Origin of the sequence: Amycolatopsis sp. lyj-84, from assembly GCF_046549075.1 — a bacterium.
Taxonomy (GTDB): domain Bacteria; phylum Actinomycetota; class Actinomycetes; order Mycobacteriales; family Pseudonocardiaceae; genus Amycolatopsis.
The window spans coordinates 55,113-71,377 of record NZ_JAJPWO010000011.1 but is presented as its reverse complement, the minus strand read 5'-3'; the positions used below and the strand labels follow the sequence as shown (position 1 = coordinate 71,377).

Here is a 16,265-nt window from a genome sequence, read left to right as displayed (position 1 = left end):
CAGCAGAGAAACCGGCGGACGACGGGTCCCCGGCGGCATGGTCGGGGCATGACCGACCACGAGAAGCAACCACTCTTCGACCAACGACTCCGGGAACGGTTCTTCAGCCAGCGTGTCCTGGTCCTCGACGGCCCGCTCGACGACGACAACGGGACGGTGCTCACCACCCAGCTGCTGTCGCTGGCGAGCGAGGATCCCCGCAAGGACATCGCGTTGTGGATCCACTCGCCGGGTGGCTCGGTCCCTTCGATGCTGGCCATCCGCGACGTCATGCGCCTCGTGCCGTGCGATGTCGCCACCCTCGCGCTGGGCCTGGCGTGCAGCGCGGGGCAGTTCCTGCTCTCCGCGGGCACCCCGGGCAAACGGTTCGCCCTGCCGCACGCGCGGATCCTGATGCACCAGGGTTCGGCGGGCATCGGCGGCTCGGCCGTCGAAGTGGAGGTGCAGGCGGACGATCTGCGCTACACGCGCGACACCGTGCTCGGCCTCATCGCCGAAGACACCGGCCAGCCCATCGACCGGATCTTCGCCGATTCCCTGCACGACCGCTGGTTCACCACCGGGCAGGCCCGCGAATACGGCTTCATCGACCACGTCGTCGAGAGCCTCGACCAGGTCGTTCCCGTGCGCACCCACAGACTCGGCCTCGGCTCGGAAAGGGGTGCCGGCGCATGAGCACCTACACCATCCCCAACGTCATCTCCCGCAGTCCCGCGGGCGAGCGGATCATGGACGTCTACTCGCATCTGCTGTCCGAGCGGATCATCTACCTCGGGACCGCGATCGACTCCGGCGTGGCGAACGCGCTGATCACGCAGCTGCTCTACCTGGAGGCGGACAACCCCGAGCAGGAGATCAACCTCTACATCAACACCGAGGGCGGCGATCCGTCGGCGATGCTCGCGTTGTACGACACCATGCGCTTCATCAAGGCGCCGGTGGCGACGACCTGCGTCGGGCAGGCCGTGGCCGCGGGCGCCATCCTGCTGGCCGCGGGCGAGGCCGGGCACCGGTTCGTGCTGCCCCACACCCGCGTGGTGCTGCACCAGCCGGCCGCGCAGGGTCGCGGCACCATCCCGGACCTCATCCTCCAGGCCGACGAGGTCGTGCGCGTGCGGACGCAGCTGGAGGAGATCCTTTCCACGCACACCGGCCGCGCCGTCTCGGATCTCCGGCACGACACCGACCGGGACCGCGTGTTCGACGCGGCGGGCGCCGTCGCCTACGGGCTCGCGGACCAGGTCCTCGACAGCCGGGCCTGAGCCGTGTTCTAGGCGGCCATCAGCACGGGTCCCGACGGACGGCGGCCGACCGCGAGGCCCGTGCCGCCGCCCCGCCGGACCGTGCCCGCGATACCGAAGAGGAGATCCGCCAGGTCGATCCCGAGCGCGCCGGTGACCGCGGCGATCATTTCGCTGGAAGGCTCCTTGCGGCCGCGCTCGATCTCCGAGAGGTACTGCGGCGAGATGCCGGCGCGTTCCGCGACGTCGATGAGACGGCCGCCCTGTTCTTCCCTCGCCGCGCGCAGGCTCCGGCCCAGCACGTCACGCCACAGCGGTTCCGGCTCGCTGTCCGCGGTGGAGGCGCGCTTCGGGTGGAAAGGGAGGATGTCCGCCATACGGTCATCGTGACATTCGGGCCGGGGCCCGTGCGCGCTGTTCCGCTCAAGGCGAAACCGGGCCCCGGAACGCGCGCCGGTACGCGCCCGGTGTCGTACCGACCTGGTCGCGGAAACGGCGGCGGAGGTTGACGGCCGACGTCAGGCCGACGCGGGCCGCGATCGCCTCCACCGGAAGTCCGGTCTCCTCCAGCAGGGTGCGCGCCTCGGTCACCCTGCGCGCCAGCAGCCAGGCGCCCGGCGTGGTGCCGAGCCGATCGGCGAACCGGCGGGCCAGGGTGCGGGGCGAGACATTGACGTGCGCGGCCAGCTCGCCCACCGACAACGATGTCCCGAGACGCGCGCCCGCCCACTCGAGGAGGCCGTCCAGCTCGTCGTCGGGCGGCGGGGACGGGACGAACTGCGCCTGACCGCCGTCCCGATGCGGCGGCATCACCATGTGCCGTGCGACGAGCGCGGCGTGCGCGGCCCCGTGGTCTCGCCGGACGAGGTGCAGGCAGAGGTCGATCCCCGCGCCCGCCCCGGCGCTCGTGGCGACGTCGCCGTGGTCCACGTAGAGCACGTCCGGTTCCACGCGCACCTCGGGGAACTCCTCCTGCAGCCGGGCGGCGCGCGCCCAGTGCGTGGTCGCCGCCCTGCCGTCCAGCAACCCGGTGCGGGCCAGCGCGAAAACGCCGGAACAGATCGTGACGAGCCGCGCGCCCCTGGCATGCGCGCGAAGAAGCGCCCGGCGCACGGCGTCCGGCAACGGTGCCTCCACCGGAGTCCAGCCCGGGATGAGCACGGTGTCCGCCTCCGCCAGCGCGGAAAGGCCGCGTGTCACGGACATCGCGTACCCGGCGGTGGTCGGCACCGGGCCGGGCTTCTCCGTGCAGACGTCGAATTCGTAGTACCGCGGCACCCCGGCCCGTTCCGTGCCGAAGACCTCGGCGGCGATACCGAGTTCGAACGTCGACTGCACCGGCCGCACCAGTGCCCTCACGCGATGCATGGCAGAAAAGTACCCCATGGTGTCTTATCGGACACTGTCCGACGGCCCGCCGATCGCGGAACCTGGGGTTCATGCACCCCGAAATCCTCGCCCAAGAGGGCTACACTTCCGTCTCCGTCAAGGAATCCCCCGTCCGCGAGCTCTTCCCCGGAATCCGTATTCGTCCTTTGTGGACAGGCGCGAACGGGGCGCAGGCCAACGTGCTGGAAATGGACCCCGGCACCTCGTGGCCGCGTCGCGACGTCCACGAACCGGGACCCGAGGAGGTCTACGTCGTCTCCGGCACGTTCAACGACGGCGCGCGCGACTATCCGGCGGGAACCTTCCTGCACGCTCCGGCCGGTTCGTGGCACGTGCCCGCGTCGGCGACGGGATGCACGCTCTTCGTCTTCTATCCCGAGGGGTGAACCGCGTCAGCCGATGACCGACAAGCCGCTCTCGGCCGCGAGGATCCCCGCGATCGAGACGGCTTGTTCACTGGTGATCTTCGCTCCGCTCAGGGTGAGCAGCCCCCGCACGCCGGACAAGCGCGAGCCGCGGAGATCGCAGCCCGCCGCGCCGGTCGCGGCGAATTCCGTGTCGGTGAACTGACAGTCCACAAAGGTCAATCGGGACAGGTCGCCGGAGAACACCGTTTCCCGGAAAGAACATCCGGAGAACACGGCGGCGCCCTTCACCCGCTCGACCACCACCGAGGCGTAGTCGAACTGCGCGTTCTCGACGTACAGATCGGTGGCGGACGTGATCGACACACCCAGCCCGATCGCCCGGCTGCGAAGGATCTCGACGCGGCGCGCGGTCAGTTCGCGGATCGCGGCGTTGGACAGGTCGACGCCTTCGAGGATCACGTCGGACAGCGTCAGCCTGCCGAGCCGGGCGTTCGCCAGGTTCACCTCCGAGACGAGGGAGTGCGCGATCTCCCCGGCCCCGCGGACCCCGTCCTGCTCACCGCCGTCGAGGTGGACGGTGTCGAAATCGAAGTCGCCGTCGAACACTGCCCGCTCGCTCGCGAGCTCGTCCCGCTCGACCGACGGCCGCCGGACCCTGACACCGTCGAAATCCCGGAACTCCATGAGCCGGACCGTACCGCAGGGCCTGGGCGGGGTTGCCCGGCGAGTGTGGGAGCTGCGGTGACCGGGTGGGTCGGGTGGGTCGTGAGTGGCGATTCGGGTTAGAGCGGACCGGTATCTGCCTACCTACGCGTGACCAGGGCGAAGGTGAGGTGCGGTAGTCGAGGGGGTCGCTCTGGTCTCGGGGCTCGATGACACCGGAATCTCGCCGCGGCAGGGTTCGAGTGTGGAGGATTCGGGACGCTCAACGTCCTAAATCCTCCACACTCGGTTCACAACGACCACCTGACCACTACGGGGTGGCGGCTCACGCGCGTGCCAGGTGTCGACGATGAAGGAATCGGGACGTTGAGTGTCCCGATTCCTTCATCGTCGAGGCGGGGGTTCCGGTCTCGGAGCTTGATCAACGGAGGATCGGGGACACTCAACGTCCCCGATCCTCCGTTGATCAAGACCGTGCCACCCCACCACCCCGCGGACGGCAGCCGAGTGGGGAAGATTTGAGACGTTCAACGTCCCAGATCTTCCCCACTCACCCACATCACCATCCAGAACAAGCTCTACAAGCCCCACCGAGACGACGTCAGGATCCCGTGGGTAGACAAATATGGGTCCACTAGAACCCGAATCGCCACTCACGACCCACCCGACCGAGGCAGCCCCGCGCACGAAAAAGGGGCCCACCCGAAGGCAGACCCCTTTTCAGTCGCGAAGTCAGTCCTTGACGCCCTTCACGGCGTCCTTGAGCTTCTCGCCGGCCTGCTTGACGTTGGCCTTGCCCTGCTCGGCCTTGCCTTCGGCCTGCCACTGCTCGTTGTCCGTCGCGTTCCCAACGGCTTCCTTAGCCTTGCCCTTGAGTTCGTCGACCTTGTTTTCGGCCTTGTCGTTCATCGGGCCTCCATTCGTTGTCGTCCGCTGCTTCCGGATACCCGTCGGACCGGGCTCGAAACGACCGGTTCGCGTGGCGCCGGACACGTTTGACTTCGTCAGGACCGGGTCAGCTCGGCCCACACGGTCTTGCCGTCTTCGCGGTGCTCCTGGCCCCACAGGGTGGCGCAGGCGTCGATGAGGGCGAGGCCGCGGCCCCCGGTGTCCGAAGGCGGACGCGGGGTGGCGGGCGCCTTGCCCGAGTCGTCGACCTCGATGCGCAGGCGGCCAGGCAGTCGCAGCAGGCGCACCTGACGCGGTGGATTCCCGTGCCGCACCGCGTTGGACACCAGTTCGTCCAGCACCAGGATCGTGTCCGTGAGGTCCTCTTCGGTGACGTCACGCAGTTCCGCGCGCGCCCAAGCCCGCACCCTGGCCAGCTCGCTCAGGTCGCCGCTCACGTCCAGGGTCAGTACTTCGACCTTGGCGCCGGCGGAGGATGCCTGATCGGTGGACACGGGGACCTCCAAGTTCTTTGCTACCCGTGGGGGACTCGCGAGGACCTAGTACCCCGAATGCCGCGAACTTTAACGATCATCGCGTCATCGCTCGCCACCCGTGTGACCACACGGGTAGACCGTGCCCGCGGCCAGGGCTTCGCACGACGGGCAGTTGTTCACCGGCCGCTCACGACGGCCCCAGAAGGGGTGGGTGGCCCCGCAGAGCGCGGTGACCTGGTCGCCGCGGCCGGGATCCGGGGTGCACACGGGGCAGTAGGCGTGCGCCGCCCGCTCGATTTCGGTGGTCATCTCGCTCCTTCGGGGAGGCTCGTCCAGGTCATGGTCACCGTGGTGCCGTCGCCCCGGTATTCGCACTCGGCGTGGTCGGCCAGGCGGTCGATCAGCAGCAGGCCGCGGCCGCGGATCGTGTCGGCCGGGTCCGCGGGCTTCCAGGCCCCGTAGTCGGTGACGACGATCCTGATCTCGTCACTGACGGCGGTGGCGTGGATGTCGATGACGCCGTCCGCGCCGCCCCGGTAGGCGTGTTCGGCGGAGTTGGCCAGTGCTTCGTTGCTCGCCAGGACGATGTCCTCCTGCCGTTCCCCGTCGACGCCGAGGCCGGCGAGCCATCCCGTGAGCTGCTTACGGAGCCCGACGAGCCGTCCCGGTTCGGCGGGCACCCGATCGCGGAACTCCCACGGGACCGGGGCAGGTACGTGCTTCATTCTTCGCCGCCTGTCGTGTGCTGGACGTGGATCACGGCGATGTCGTCGTCGTGGCGATTGTGGGTGATCTCCTCGATGAGGTCGTCCCAGGCGGCCGCGTCGCCGAGCCGGTCGCCGTACGCGGCGAACGCGCCGAGCAGCCGTTCGATGCCCAGCGTGATGTCCCTCGCGGGGCTCTCCACCAGGCCGTCGGTGTACAGCAGCAGATCCGCGCCCGGCGGGAAATCGGTCCGCTCCTCGGCGAAGGCGGAGCCGACACCCAGCGGCGGTGCGAGCGCCTCGCCGACCTGGTCGATCCGGCCGTCCGGATGTCTCAGCACGGCGGGCAGATGCCCGGCGTTGGCGTAGGTCAGCGAGTGGTCCTCAGGGTCGTGGACCGCGTAGAAACAGGTGACGAACCCGGGCTCCGTCAGCTGGGAGACCCGGAGCAGCAGTTCCGACGGCCGCAGTTCCAGCAGGGCGTAGGCGCGGATGGCCGTCCGGGTCTGGCCCATCACGGTCGCCGCAGGCACCCCGTGCCCGACGACGTCGCCGATCACGAACGCCGTGCGCCCGGACGGCAGCCGGATGACGTCGAACCAGTCGCCGCCGACGTTGATCCCGGTGGCGGCGGGCAGGTAGCGGGTGATGATCCGCAGGCCGGGGATCCTGGGCACCTCCGGCAGCATGCTGCGGGACAGTTCGGCGACGAGGGTGCGCTCCCGCTCGTACAGCCGGGCGTTGTCCAGCGCGATCGCGGAATAACCCGCGATGCCTTCGGCGAGGTACTCGTGCCGTTCGGTGAAGCGGCCGGGTTCGGCGTGGCCGAAGAAGAACCCGCCGAGGACCTTCCCGCTGGTCGGGCTCAGCACCGGCACCGCGAGATAGCTGCGGACCGGGAGGTGCCCTTCCGGCATGCCGCGATAGGGCGGGTTCTTGCCGAAGCAGGGATCCCCGGTGATGTCGTCGCTGCGGACCGTGCGGACGCCGTCGAAGGTGGGCGCGAAGATCTCGGTGTTGCGGGGCATCGGGAACCGGGAGAAGGCCTCGCGGGGGACCCCGGACAGCGTGTACAGGGTGTAGGACTCGCCGAACTGGTCGACGAGGTTGTAGAAGAACGCGCCGAAGGCCGCCCCGGTCGCCTTCGTGGCGGAGTCCGTCGCGTCCTGCACGATCCGGTCGATGTCGAGCTGCGAAGTCAGCCGCCTGCCGACCGAGTGCAGCCCGTCGAGCAGCGCGGCCTCGGCACGCAGGCGGTCGACGAGTTCCACGAGCGGGGAAACGGCCTCTCGGTCACCGGCGGCGATCCGGCGGACGACCTCCGCGACCACGTCGGTACCGGGCTCCATCAGGCCTCCAGCGCCGCTGTCCTCGTCGGATAGACCGCCAGCTCGTCGGTCAAACAGGTCAGCTCCAGCGGCCGCAGCACGACCCGGTTGCCCGCCACGACCCGGACCTGGGTGACACCCGCGCACAGCCGGTCCGCCCGGACCAGCTCCGCCATCCCCGCCGACGCCAGGAACTCCACCGCCGTCAGATCCACGACCATGACCGCGGGCCGCAGCCGGAAGGCCCGTTCGACCATCAGCCGCAGCCGGGGCGCGAGGGCGAGGTCGAGCGCGCCGGACACCTCCAGCACGGCCGTTTCGTCAGTGCCCTCGAGCGCGACACCGCCGCTCCCGGCCCTCCCCGATTCCGTCACCGGTTCATTTTGCCGGGGGACGCGGCGGGCCGCCATCCGGACGGGTCGGCCGAAGCGTGCCGGTATAGGTCGTTATACATACCTTCGGCCCTGTCCGGCGCCCGGTGATACTTCTTCCACGTTTTCCGGTTCGCCCGGCCCCGAATCCGTGCGCCACACCGGCACCCCATTCCGTGAATTCGCACAGGAACTCATTTCGATCGCCCGACCGAACGGAATAATCGAATTTCTCGGGACACTTACCTCGCCATTACCTGCACATTTACTTGCTGGTCTTTTCGAGTGATCAACACCCATGATCACCTTCGCGGAAAGACAATGGACGGCCGATACCGCTAGCATCGCACTCGTTCCCCGGACAGACTCGGCACGTCCTGTTCGCGCTGTCTGCCTCATTCACGACTTTAGTCGGGAGGTCGCGAGCGTGCGCTCGCCACGAAAAGTCAACGGAAACGGCTCCGAAAACCACCACGACGAAGGTGCGGCGACCACCGCCCTGCTCCGCCTGGGCCGTTATCTGACCCGCGCGGAGAGTTCCGCGGATCTGCACTCCGTACACCTGACCGGCGGCCGGGAAGCCGATGCTTTCTACCGTGACCGCTGGAGCCACGACAAGGTGGTCCCGTCCACGCACGGCGTGAACTGCACGGGTTCCTGCCGCTGGAACGTGTACGTGTCCGACGGGATCATCACGTGGGAGAGCCAGGATCCGGATTATCCCTCCGTCGGCCCCGACAAACCGGAGTACGAACCGCGCGGCTGCCCTCGCGGCGCCTCCTTTTCGTGGTATTCCTATTCCCCGACCCGGGTACGTTTTCCGTACGCGCGAGGCGTGCTGGTGGAAATGTACCGGGAGGCGCTGAAACAGCACGGAGACCCGGTCGTCGCTTGGGCTTCGGTGATGGACGACCCGATGAAACGACTGTCCTATCAGCGTGCCAGGGGAAAGGGCGGACTGGTCCGGGTCGGCTGGGACGAAGCGGCGGAAATCGCGGCCGCCGCGCATGTGCACGCCATTTCGCGCTACGGGCCGGACCGGGTCGCCGGCTTTTCGCCGATTCCGGCGATGTCCATGGTCTCGCACGCGATCGGGTCGCGGTTCATGGCACTGATCGGTGCCCCGATGCTCTCCTTCTACGACTGGTACGCCGATCTGCCGGTGGCCTCGCCGCAGGTGTTCGGCGATCAGACCGACGTGCCGGAGTCCGCGGACTGGTGGGACGCCGCGTACCTGATGATGTGGGGCTCGAACGTCCCGGTGACCAGGACACCGGACGCCCATTGGATGGCCGAGGCCCGTTATCGCGGCCAGAAGGTCGTCGTGGTCTCCCCCGACTACGCCGACAACACCAAGTTCGCCGACGAGTGGCTGGCCCCGCACCCCGGCACCGACGCCGCACTGGCGATGGCCATGGGGCACGTCATCCTCACCGAGTTCTTCGCCGAACGGCGGGTTCCGTACTTCACCGACTACGTCAGCCGCTTCACCGACCTTCCCTTCCTGGTCACGCTGACCGAACGGGACGGCGCGTACGTACCGTCGAAGTTCCTCACCGCCGCGGATCTCGGAGCCGAGACGGCCGAGCCGCGGTGGAAGACCGTGCTGGTCGACGACCGCACCGGGGAACCGGTCGTGCCCAACGGCTCGGTCGGCTTCCGCTGGAACGAACACGACCAGGGCAGCTGGAACCTCGACCTCGGAGACGTCGTGCCGCGCCTGAGCCTGCTCACCGATCCCGGTCACGAGGGCGTCGAGGTGCTGCTCCCGCGGTTCGACACCGACGGCGTCCTGCGGCGCGGAGTACCGGCCGTGGAGCACGGCGGACAGCTGGTCACCACGGTGTTCGACCTGCTGATGGCGCAGTACGGCGTGCGGCGCGGCGATCTCCCCGGCCGGTGGCCGTCCGGCTACGACGATCCGGCTGAACCGTGCACCCCGGCGTGGCAGCAGGAGATCACCTCGGTCCCGGCCGAGCGGGTCGCCCGGATCGCCAGGGAGTTCGCCGAGACCGCCGAGGCGTCCCGCGGCCGCTGCATGATCCTGATGGGCGCGGGCACCAACCACTGGTTCCACTCCGACACCATCTACCGGTCCTTCCTGGCGCTGCTGACGATGACCGGCTGCCAGGGCCGCAACGGCGGCGGCTGGGCGCATTACGTCGGCCAGGAGAAGGTGCGGCCGCTGACCGGACACCAGACCCTCGCGGGCGCGATGGACTGGATGCGGCCCGCCCGGCAGATGATCGGGACGGCCTATTGGTACCTGCACACCGGCCAATGGCGCTACGACGCGCTGCGCAACGACGAGCTGACTTCCCCGCTGGCGACCGGGAAACTCGCCGGGACCAGTGCCGCGGACACGCTCGCGCAGTCGGCGCGGCTGGGCTGGATGCCGTCGTTCCCCACCTTCGACCGCAACCCGCTCGACCTGGTCGACGAGGCCGAGGAAGCCGGGCTCGACCCGGTCCGCCACGTCACCGACAAGCTCCGCGAAGGCACGCTGGGGTTCGCGGCCGAGGATCCGGACGATCCGGAGAACTGGCCCCGGGTGCTCACGGTGTGGCGGTCCAACCTGCTCGGTTCCTCCGCCAAGGGCCACGAGTACTTCCTGCGCCACCTGCTCGGCACCGACGCGAACCTGCGCGGCGAGGAGGCGCCGCCGGACGCGCGGCCGAAATCCGTGAAATGGCACGAAACCGCCCCGGTCGGCAAGTTGGATCTCATGCTGGCAATCGATTACCGGATGACCAGCACCACGTTGTTCGCAGATCTCGTGCTGCCGGCGGCGACCTGGTACGAAAAGCACGATCTCTCGTCGACGGACATGCATCCCTTCGTGCATTCGTTCAACGCCGCCGTCGATCCGCCGTGGCAGACCCGCACCGACTTCGAGGCTTTCCACACGATCGCGAAGCGGTTCAGCGAACTCGCCGAACGGCATCTCGGCGTGCGCAAGGACCTCGTCGCCACCCCGATGACGCACGACACCCCGAGCGAAACGGCGCAGCCGGGCGGAGTCGTGCGTGACTGGCGTGACGGCGACGTCGAGCCGATCCCGGGCGTCACCATGCCGCGGCTGACCGTCGTCGAACGCGACTATCCGGCGGTGGCGGCGAAACTGGCCACGCTCGGCCCACTGCTGGAGAAACTGGGCGCCACCAGCAAGGGCCTCACCTACGACGTCGGCGAGGAGGTGGACTGGCTGCGCGCGAAGAACGGTGTCGCGATGACCGGGGCCGCTCAGGGCCAAGCACTGATAGACACCGACATCAAGGCCGCGGACGCCGTGCTCGCCCTGTCGGGCACCACCAACGGGCGGCTGGCCACCCAGGGTTTCCGCGATCTCGAGAAACGGGTCGGCACCGAGCTGGCGCATCTTTCCGCCGAGCACGAAGGCAAGAAGATCACCTTCGCCGACACCCGGTCCCGTCCGGCGGCGGTGATCACCAGTCCGGAATGGTCCGGCAGCGAGAGCGGCGGACGGCGCTACTCGGCGTTCGTGATCAACGTCGAACACGGGAAACCCTGGCATACCCTCACCGGCCGTCAGCATTTCTTCCTCGACCACGACTGGATGCACGAACTCGGCGAGGCGCTCCCGGTCTACCGGCCGCCGCTGGGCTCGCAGCATCTCTCCGGCGGGACGGGGGACGCCGCGGAGGTCACCGTGCGCTATCTGACCCCGCACAGCAAATGGTCGATCCACTCGACGTACCAGGACAACCTGCACATGCTCACCCTGTCCCGCGGCGGGCAGGGGATCTGGATGAGCCCGGCCGACGCCGAGGCCATCGGCGCGAAGGACAACGACTGGATCGAGGCGGTCAACCGCAACGGCGTCGTGGTGGCCCGCGCGATCGTCTCCCACCGGATGCCCGCGGGCACCGTTTTCCTTTACCACGCCCAGGATCGGGCGGTGAACGTGCCGCGCAGCGAGGCCACCGGCAAACGCGGCGGCACGCACAACTCGCTGACCCGGCTGCTGCTCAAACCCACCCATCTCATCGGCGGCTACGCCCAGCTCTCCTTCGGTTTCAACTACCTGGGCCCCACCGGCAACCAGCGCGACGAGGTCACCGTGATCCGCCGCCGTTCCCAGGAGGTGCGTTACTGATGCGGGTCATGGCACAGCTGGCCATGGTGATGAACCTCGACAAGTGCATCGGCTGCCACACCTGTTCGGTGACCTGCAAGCAGGCCTGGACCAACCGGGCGGGCACCGAGTACGCCTGGTTCAACAACGTGGAAACCCGCCCGGGGCAGGGATATCCGCGTCGCTACGAGGATCAGGAGCGCTGGAAGGGCGGCTGGGAGCGGACGGCGAAGGGCAGGCTCCGGCTGCGAGCGGGCGGACGGCTGAGCAAGCTCGCGAAGTTGTTCGCCAACCCGGATCTGCCGGAGATCTCCGACTACTACGAGCCGTGGACCTACGACTACGCCACCCTGATCGAGGCGCCGCTCGGTGACGACGTGCCCACCGCCGCGCCGCGGTCGGCCATCACCGGCGAACCCCTCCAGCCCACCTGGGGACCGAACTGGGACGACGATCTCGGCGGCTCCACCGAGCACGGCGTCAAGGACCCGATCGCCGAGAAGCTCCGCGACGAACTCGGCATCCAGATCAAGTTCGAGTTCGAGCAGAGCTTCATGTTCTACCTGCCGCGGATCTGCGAGCACTGCCTCAACCCGTCCTGTGTGGCCAGTTGCCCGTCCGGCGCGATGTACAAACGCGAGGAGGACGGGATCGTGCTGGTCGACCAGGACCAGTGCCGCGGCTGGCGGATGTGCGTCACCGGCTGTCCGTACAAGAAGGTCTACTTCAACCACAAGACCGGCAAGGCCGAAAAGTGCACCTTCTGCTATCCGCGGGTGGAAGCCGGGCAGCCGACGGTGTGCGCGGAAACCTGCGTCGGGCGGCTGCGCTACATCGGTGTCCTGCTCTACGACGCCGACAAGGTCACCGAGGCCGCGTCCGTCGCCGACGAGCACGACCTCTACCCCGCGCAGCTCGACCTGCTGCTCGATCCGCACGACCCCGCCGTGATCCGGGCGGCCGAGGCGGCCGGTGTCCCGCACGACTGGCTCACCGCGGCGCGGCGTTCCCCGGTGTACCAGCTGATCCACGACTACCGGCTGGCGCTGCCGCTGCATCCGGAATACCGCACGATGCCGATGGTCTGGTACATCCCGCCCCTGTCGCCGGTGGTCGACGCCGTCAGCGGCAGCGGTCACGACGGTGAGCACCGCGACAACCTGTTCGGCGCCATCGACGCCCTGCGCATCCCGATCGAGTACCTGGCCGAACTGTTCACCGCCGGCGACACCGAGCCGGTCCGGCGGTCCCTCCGGCGGCTGGCGGCGATGCGCTCCTACATGCGGGCGGTGAACCTGGGGCAGGAGACGGACGAGGACATCCCCGCCTCCGTCGGGCTCACCGGGGAGCAGATCTTCGGCATGCACCGGCTGCTCGCGCTGGCCAAGTACGACGAACGCTATGTCATCCCCACCGCGGGTGTCGGGCAGGCCCACGATCTGGAGGGCATCGCCACCCGGTGCAGCCTCGACGTCGACGGCGGTCCCGGCATGGGCGGCGGCGAGTCCACAGTGGACCTGGTCAGCTGGGACGACGGCGCCCGCCCGGACGCGTTGTTCCCGACCCTGCGGGGGCGAAACCGGTGAAACTCCTCCGTCCCAAGGCTTCCCGGGATCACGCGGCACTGCGCCAGATCGCCGGATGGTGCCTGCAGTATCCCGACGAAGCCGTCCTCGGCAAGCTCGGCCTGCTGCGCGCCTGCCTCGACGAGACCACCGGCCCCGGCCACGACGAACTCTCCCGCACGGTGGCGTATCTCGGACAAGGTGAACCCGGCGAGCTGGCCTCGCACTACATCGAGGTCTTCGACAGGAAACCCCGCCGGACCCTGCATCTGAGCTGGTTCCTCGACGGCGACACCCGCCGCCGCGGGGAGACGCTGGCCGCGGTACGCCGGTTCTACCGCACCCAAGGGTTCGCCCCCGCCGAGAACGAACTGCCGGACTTCCTGCCCGTGATCCTGGAGTTCGCCGCCGCCGCGGAACCGGACGCGGCCGGGCAGGTGCTCGCCCGCTTCCATCCCGCACTGGAACTCCTGCACCGCAACCTGTCCACTATGGACACCCCGTATCGCGACGCCGTCGCCGCGGTGCTGGCCACCCTGCCCGCCGTCCCCGCGCCGCTGCCCGCCGAGCCGCCCACCGAACTGGTCGGCCTCGACCCGTTCCCCACCGGCGCCGGAGGTGGCCGATGAGTTCCGGATTCGACCTGCTGTTGTGGGGCGCCGCGCCCTACGCGGCGATCGCGCTGCTGGTGTTCGGCACGATCTGGCGATACCGCCACGACAAGTTCGGCTGGACGAGCCGGTCGAGCCAGCTCCACGAATCCCGGCTCCTGCGGGTGGCCAGCCCGGTGTTCCACATCGGACTGCTGATGGTCATCGGCGGGCACGTGCTCGGCCTGCTCGTGCCGAAGGGTGTCACCGAGTTCGCCGGACTCGACGAGCACGGTTACCACCTGATCTCGCTCGGGATGGGCAGCATCGCCGGGCTGGTCGCGATCGGCGGGCTCGGTCTCCTGCTGTGGCGGCGGATCCGGGTGCCCGCGGTCCGCGGCGCCACCTCGGTCAGCGACAAGTACATGTACGTGGTGCTCGTGCTGGTGATGCTCGCCGGACTGGCGACCACGCTGGTCGACAACGGTGTCCGCGGCGGATACGACTACCGGGAGACCGTCGCGCCCTGGTTCCGCGGCATCCTGCTCCTCGATCCCCAGCCGGAGCTGATGGCGTCGGCGCCGCTGGACTACCGGCTGCACACCGCGCTGGGCATGCTGTTGTTCGCGCTGTGGCCGTTTTCCCGCCTGGTGCACGCTTTCAGCGCCCCGGTGCGGTACCTGCTCCGCCCGTACGTGGTCTACCGGCGCCGCGCCCCCGGCAGTGTCGGTACCCGGAACCCGCGCCGTGGCTGGGAATGACCAGGATCCGCCGCACCGCCTACGTCGCGCTGAGTTCCTTCGGCTGCATCGTGTTCATCGGCCTCTGCGCGATCCTTTCGGGCGCTCCCCTGCTGTTCCCTTCGCTCGGGCCCACCGCGTTCCTGGTGTTCGCGAGTCCGCGGGCGCCGGGCGCGAGCCCGCGCAACACGGTGCTCGGTCACCTGGCCGGTGTCCTCGCGGGACTCACCGGCCTCGCCGTCACCGGGCTGCTGACCGCCGCCCCGGACCTGACCCATCCTTCCTGGGCCAGGATCGGGGCGGCGGCGATCGCGCTGGGCCTCACCTGCGCCGCGATGGCCGCGCTGGAGATTCCCCATCCACCCGCCGGGGCGACCACCCTGATCATCGCGCTCGGTCTCCTGCACACCGCTCCGCAGATCGTCGCGGTCCTGGTGGGCGTCGCCCTCATCGCGCTGCTCGCCGTGCTGGTCAACAAGCTGTTCGGGATTCCTTATCCCTGGTGGCGCTCGCCCCGGACCGCTGAAGAACCTCCTCGTCCGCTCCCGACAGAATCGTCCGCAAGGGGTTGACGAGGACGAACACCGCGCCGCAGCAGATGATCCCGGCTGACAGCACCAACCCGGGCACGGTGCCGAAGACCGTGCCGACGAAGCCAGCGGCCAGGCCGCCGAGCGTCCCGGTGCCGAAGACCACCGAGAGCGCGGTCCCGTTGACCCTGCCCATCATTTCCGGCGGCGTGATGCGCTGGACCAGGCTGAGCACGTGGATGTTGAACACCGAGTCGGCGAAACCGATGAGGAACTGACTCACGATCAACATGGCGAGCGCGGCCCCCTGCCCGCCTGCGGGCAGCAGCAGGAAACCCAGGCCGGTCATCAGGATCGAGGTCGCCAGCGTCCGGCCGAGAGTAAGCCTGCGGGCGATCGCGCCGGAGGAGACCGCGCCCAGGATGAGGCCCACCGTGCCGATCGCGAACGCGAGGCCGACGGCGCCAGGACTCAGCTTCCCGTCGTCGTAGGCGAAAACCAGCACGAGAGCGGTCGCCGTCGCCACGCCGAGGTTCACCGTCGTGCTCGCGAACATGAGGTTGCGCAGCCGAGAGTCGGACAGCAACACCGCCAGCCCTTCCTTGGCCTCCGCCAGCGCCGATCGCGGCTTCTGCTGCTTGACGGCTGGCTGCTCGCGGTGACGCATCAGCAACAATGACACCAGCGAAGCGAGGAAGGACAAGGCGTCGGCCAGGATCGCGAGCGCGGTCCCGAGGACCTGCATCAGCCCGCCCGCGGCGGCCGCGCCACCGACCTCGGCGACCGCGCGGGAGGTCTGCAACCGTTCGTTGCCCGCCACGATCCCGTCCGGTCCGGCCAGCACCGGCAGATACGACTGCGCGGCGACTTCGAAGAAGACCGTCAGCACTCCGACCACCCCCGCGACCACGAACAACTGGCCGAGAGTGAGCACGCCGAACAGATACGCGGCCGGGATCGACCCCATCGCCACCAGCCTGCCGGCGTCGGCCCAGATCATCGTCCCGCGGCGCGGGAACCGGTCGACCCACACACCGGCCACCGAACCGATCAGCACGAACGGCACGAACCGCAACGCGGCCAGCAGTCCGACGTCCCAGGCGGTCCCGCCGAGCCCGAGCAGCGCGACCGTCGGCAACGTCACCCGTGAGACCTTGTCTCCGAACGCGCTGATCGTCTGACCGATCCACAGGCGCCGGAAGTCGCCGGGGAAAGCGAAAGGTGTAGTCATCGAGATCCGATCACGAGAAGGAAAAACGAGCCTAAGATCCAATACACGTCAGCGCCGGGTCGGC

At 69.0% G+C, this 16,265-nt stretch carries 18 protein-coding genes; 8 read left to right on the top strand and 10 right to left on the bottom strand.

The features are described 5' to 3' along the window. The first annotated feature begins 48 nt into the window (after positions 1-48). Both ACLJRM_RS30025 and ACLJRM_RS30020 read left to right on the top strand, forming a co-directional pair. Positions 49-675, top strand: coding sequence for a ClpP family protease (locus ACLJRM_RS30025; protein WP_101608940.1), 627 nt, complete (start codon positions 49-51; stop codon positions 673-675). Continuing rightward, positions 672-1,262 (top strand): ClpP family protease, encoded by a 591-nt coding sequence (locus ACLJRM_RS30020; RefSeq protein ID WP_410664967.1) that lies wholly within the window; start codon positions 672-674, stop codon positions 1,260-1,262. Before ACLJRM_RS30025 ends, ACLJRM_RS30020 begins: the two co-directional genes overlap by 4 nt. A gap of 8 nt (positions 1,263-1,270) precedes the next feature. On the opposite strand, the gene ACLJRM_RS30015 is transcribed toward ACLJRM_RS30020, so the two are convergent. Both ACLJRM_RS30015 and ACLJRM_RS30010 read right to left on the bottom strand, forming a co-directional pair. Then, positions 1,271-1,618: a helix-turn-helix domain-containing protein gene (locus ACLJRM_RS30015; RefSeq protein WP_101608942.1), complete on the bottom strand. Its 348-nt coding sequence runs from the start codon at positions 1,616-1,618 to the stop codon at positions 1,271-1,273. 46 nt (positions 1,619-1,664) lie between these two features. Next, a complete protein-coding gene (locus ACLJRM_RS30010; protein WP_101608943.1) occupies positions 1,665-2,609 on the bottom strand; it encodes a GlxA family transcriptional regulator in 945 nt (314 codons plus the stop codon). 71 nt (positions 2,610-2,680) lie between these two features. Between ACLJRM_RS30010 and ACLJRM_RS30005 the strand changes: the two genes are divergently transcribed. After that, on the top strand, positions 2,681-3,016 hold the full coding sequence (locus ACLJRM_RS30005; RefSeq protein ID WP_101608944.1) for a cupin domain-containing protein: 336 nt from the start codon (positions 2,681-2,683) through the stop codon (positions 3,014-3,016). A gap of 6 nt (positions 3,017-3,022) precedes the next feature. On the opposite strand, the gene ACLJRM_RS30000 is transcribed toward ACLJRM_RS30005, so the two are convergent. From ACLJRM_RS30000 to ACLJRM_RS29970, 7 genes are all read right to left on the bottom strand, one after another. Continuing rightward, the gene (locus ACLJRM_RS30000; protein ID WP_410664966.1) at positions 3,023-3,682 is read right to left on the bottom strand and encodes a pentapeptide repeat-containing protein; all 660 of its coding nucleotides are present in this window, start codon (positions 3,680-3,682) and stop codon (positions 3,023-3,025) included. 711 nt (positions 3,683-4,393) lie between these two features. Continuing rightward, positions 4,394-4,570 carry a CsbD family protein gene (locus ACLJRM_RS29995; protein ID WP_101608946.1) on the bottom strand — a complete coding sequence of 59 codons (177 nt, stop codon included), beginning with the start codon at positions 4,568-4,570 and terminating at the stop codon, positions 4,394-4,396. A gap of 95 nt (positions 4,571-4,665) precedes the next feature. Continuing rightward, the gene (locus ACLJRM_RS29990) at positions 4,666-5,064 is read right to left on the bottom strand and encodes an ATP-binding protein (protein WP_410664965.1); all 399 of its coding nucleotides are present in this window, start codon (positions 5,062-5,064) and stop codon (positions 4,666-4,668) included. Between the two features lie 84 nt (positions 5,065-5,148). After that, positions 5,149-5,355 (bottom strand): hypothetical protein, encoded by a 207-nt coding sequence (locus ACLJRM_RS29985; RefSeq protein WP_101608948.1) that lies wholly within the window; start codon positions 5,353-5,355, stop codon positions 5,149-5,151. Next, entirely contained in the window at positions 5,352-5,771 is a 420-nt protein-coding gene (locus ACLJRM_RS29980; RefSeq protein ID WP_410664964.1) for an ATP-binding protein, read from the bottom strand. The genes ACLJRM_RS29985 and ACLJRM_RS29980 overlap by 4 nt, the downstream gene beginning before the upstream one ends. Beyond that, complete coding sequence (locus tag ACLJRM_RS29975; RefSeq protein WP_101608950.1) at positions 5,768-7,099, bottom strand: PP2C family protein-serine/threonine phosphatase; 1,332 nt, start codon at positions 7,097-7,099, stop codon at positions 5,768-5,770. The genes ACLJRM_RS29980 and ACLJRM_RS29975 overlap by 4 nt, the downstream gene beginning before the upstream one ends. Next, the gene (locus ACLJRM_RS29970; protein ID WP_233224217.1) at positions 7,099-7,452 is read right to left on the bottom strand and encodes an STAS domain-containing protein; all 354 of its coding nucleotides are present in this window, start codon (positions 7,450-7,452) and stop codon (positions 7,099-7,101) included. Before ACLJRM_RS29970 ends, ACLJRM_RS29975 begins: the two co-directional genes overlap by 1 nt. 424 nt (positions 7,453-7,876) lie before the next feature. Here ACLJRM_RS29970 and ACLJRM_RS29965 point away from each other — a divergent pair, with 424 nt between their 5' ends. The 5 genes from ACLJRM_RS29965 to ACLJRM_RS29945 are packed head-to-tail and all read left to right on the top strand — an operon-like array spanning position 7,877 to position 15,012. Further along, entirely contained in the window at positions 7,877-11,566 is a 3,690-nt protein-coding gene (locus ACLJRM_RS29965) for a nitrate reductase subunit alpha (RefSeq protein ID WP_410664963.1), read from the top strand. Beyond that, positions 11,566-13,131, top strand: a complete 1,566-nt coding sequence (narH, locus tag ACLJRM_RS29960; RefSeq protein ID WP_410664962.1) for a nitrate reductase subunit beta — start codon at positions 11,566-11,568, stop codon at positions 13,129-13,131. Before ACLJRM_RS29965 ends, narH begins: the two co-directional genes overlap by 1 nt. Next, positions 13,128-13,739, top strand: coding sequence for a nitrate reductase molybdenum cofactor assembly chaperone (gene narJ, locus ACLJRM_RS29955; protein ID WP_410664961.1), 612 nt, complete (start codon positions 13,128-13,130; stop codon positions 13,737-13,739). The genes narH and narJ overlap by 4 nt, the downstream gene beginning before the upstream one ends. Beyond that, the gene (narI, locus tag ACLJRM_RS29950; RefSeq protein ID WP_101608955.1) at positions 13,736-14,461 is read left to right on the top strand and encodes a respiratory nitrate reductase subunit gamma; all 726 of its coding nucleotides are present in this window, start codon (positions 13,736-13,738) and stop codon (positions 14,459-14,461) included. Before narJ ends, narI begins: the two co-directional genes overlap by 4 nt. Continuing rightward, complete coding sequence (locus ACLJRM_RS29945; protein WP_410664960.1) at positions 14,458-15,012, top strand: HPP family protein; 555 nt, start codon at positions 14,458-14,460, stop codon at positions 15,010-15,012. The genes narI and ACLJRM_RS29945 overlap by 4 nt, the downstream gene beginning before the upstream one ends. Here the strand turns inward: ACLJRM_RS29945 and ACLJRM_RS29940 are convergent. Beyond that, positions 14,912-16,201 (bottom strand): MFS transporter, encoded by a 1,290-nt coding sequence (locus tag ACLJRM_RS29940; RefSeq protein ID WP_410664959.1) that lies wholly within the window; start codon positions 16,199-16,201, stop codon positions 14,912-14,914. The two genes, ACLJRM_RS29945 and ACLJRM_RS29940, sit on opposite strands and share 101 nt — an antisense overlap. Positions 16,202-16,265: the final 64 nt, after the last annotated feature.

What these genes read in the sequence shown, in the direction of transcription:
- ACLJRM_RS30025 (WP_101608940.1), top strand. Translation starts at nt 49, where the DNA reads ATGACCGACCACGAGAAGCAACCACTCTTCGACCAACGACTCCGGGAA.
- ACLJRM_RS30020 (WP_410664967.1), top strand. Translation starts at nt 672, where the DNA reads ATGAGCACCTACACCATCCCCAACGTCATCTCCCGCAGTCCCGCGGGC.
- ACLJRM_RS30015 (WP_101608942.1), bottom strand. Translation starts at nt 1,618, where the DNA reads ATGGCGGACATCCTCCCTTTCCACCCGAAGCGCGCCTCCACCGCGGAC.
- ACLJRM_RS30010 (WP_101608943.1), bottom strand. Translation starts at nt 2,609, where the DNA reads ATGCATCGCGTGAGGGCACTGGTGCGGCCGGTGCAGTCGACGTTCGAA.
- ACLJRM_RS30005 (WP_101608944.1), top strand. Translation starts at nt 2,681, where the DNA reads ATGCACCCCGAAATCCTCGCCCAAGAGGGCTACACTTCCGTCTCCGTC.
- ACLJRM_RS30000 (WP_410664966.1), bottom strand. Translation starts at nt 3,682, where the DNA reads ATGGAGTTCCGGGATTTCGACGGTGTCAGGGTCCGGCGGCCGTCGGTC.
- ACLJRM_RS29995 (WP_101608946.1), bottom strand. Translation starts at nt 4,570, where the DNA reads ATGAACGACAAGGCCGAAAACAAGGTCGACGAACTCAAGGGCAAGGCT.
- ACLJRM_RS29985 (WP_101608948.1), bottom strand. Translation starts at nt 5,355, where the DNA reads ATGACCACCGAAATCGAGCGGGCGGCGCACGCCTACTGCCCCGTGTGC.
- ACLJRM_RS29980 (WP_410664964.1), bottom strand. Translation starts at nt 5,771, where the DNA reads ATGAAGCACGTACCTGCCCCGGTCCCGTGGGAGTTCCGCGATCGGGTG.
- ACLJRM_RS29975 (WP_101608950.1), bottom strand. Translation starts at nt 7,099, where the DNA reads ATGGAGCCCGGTACCGACGTGGTCGCGGAGGTCGTCCGCCGGATCGCC.
- narH (WP_410664962.1), top strand. Translation starts at nt 11,566, where the DNA reads ATGCGGGTCATGGCACAGCTGGCCATGGTGATGAACCTCGACAAGTGC.
- narI (WP_101608955.1), top strand. Translation starts at nt 13,736, where the DNA reads ATGAGTTCCGGATTCGACCTGCTGTTGTGGGGCGCCGCGCCCTACGCG.
- ACLJRM_RS29945 (WP_410664960.1), top strand. Translation starts at nt 14,458, where the DNA reads ATGACCAGGATCCGCCGCACCGCCTACGTCGCGCTGAGTTCCTTCGGC.
- ACLJRM_RS29940 (WP_410664959.1), bottom strand. Translation starts at nt 16,201, where the DNA reads ATGACTACACCTTTCGCTTTCCCCGGCGACTTCCGGCGCCTGTGGATC.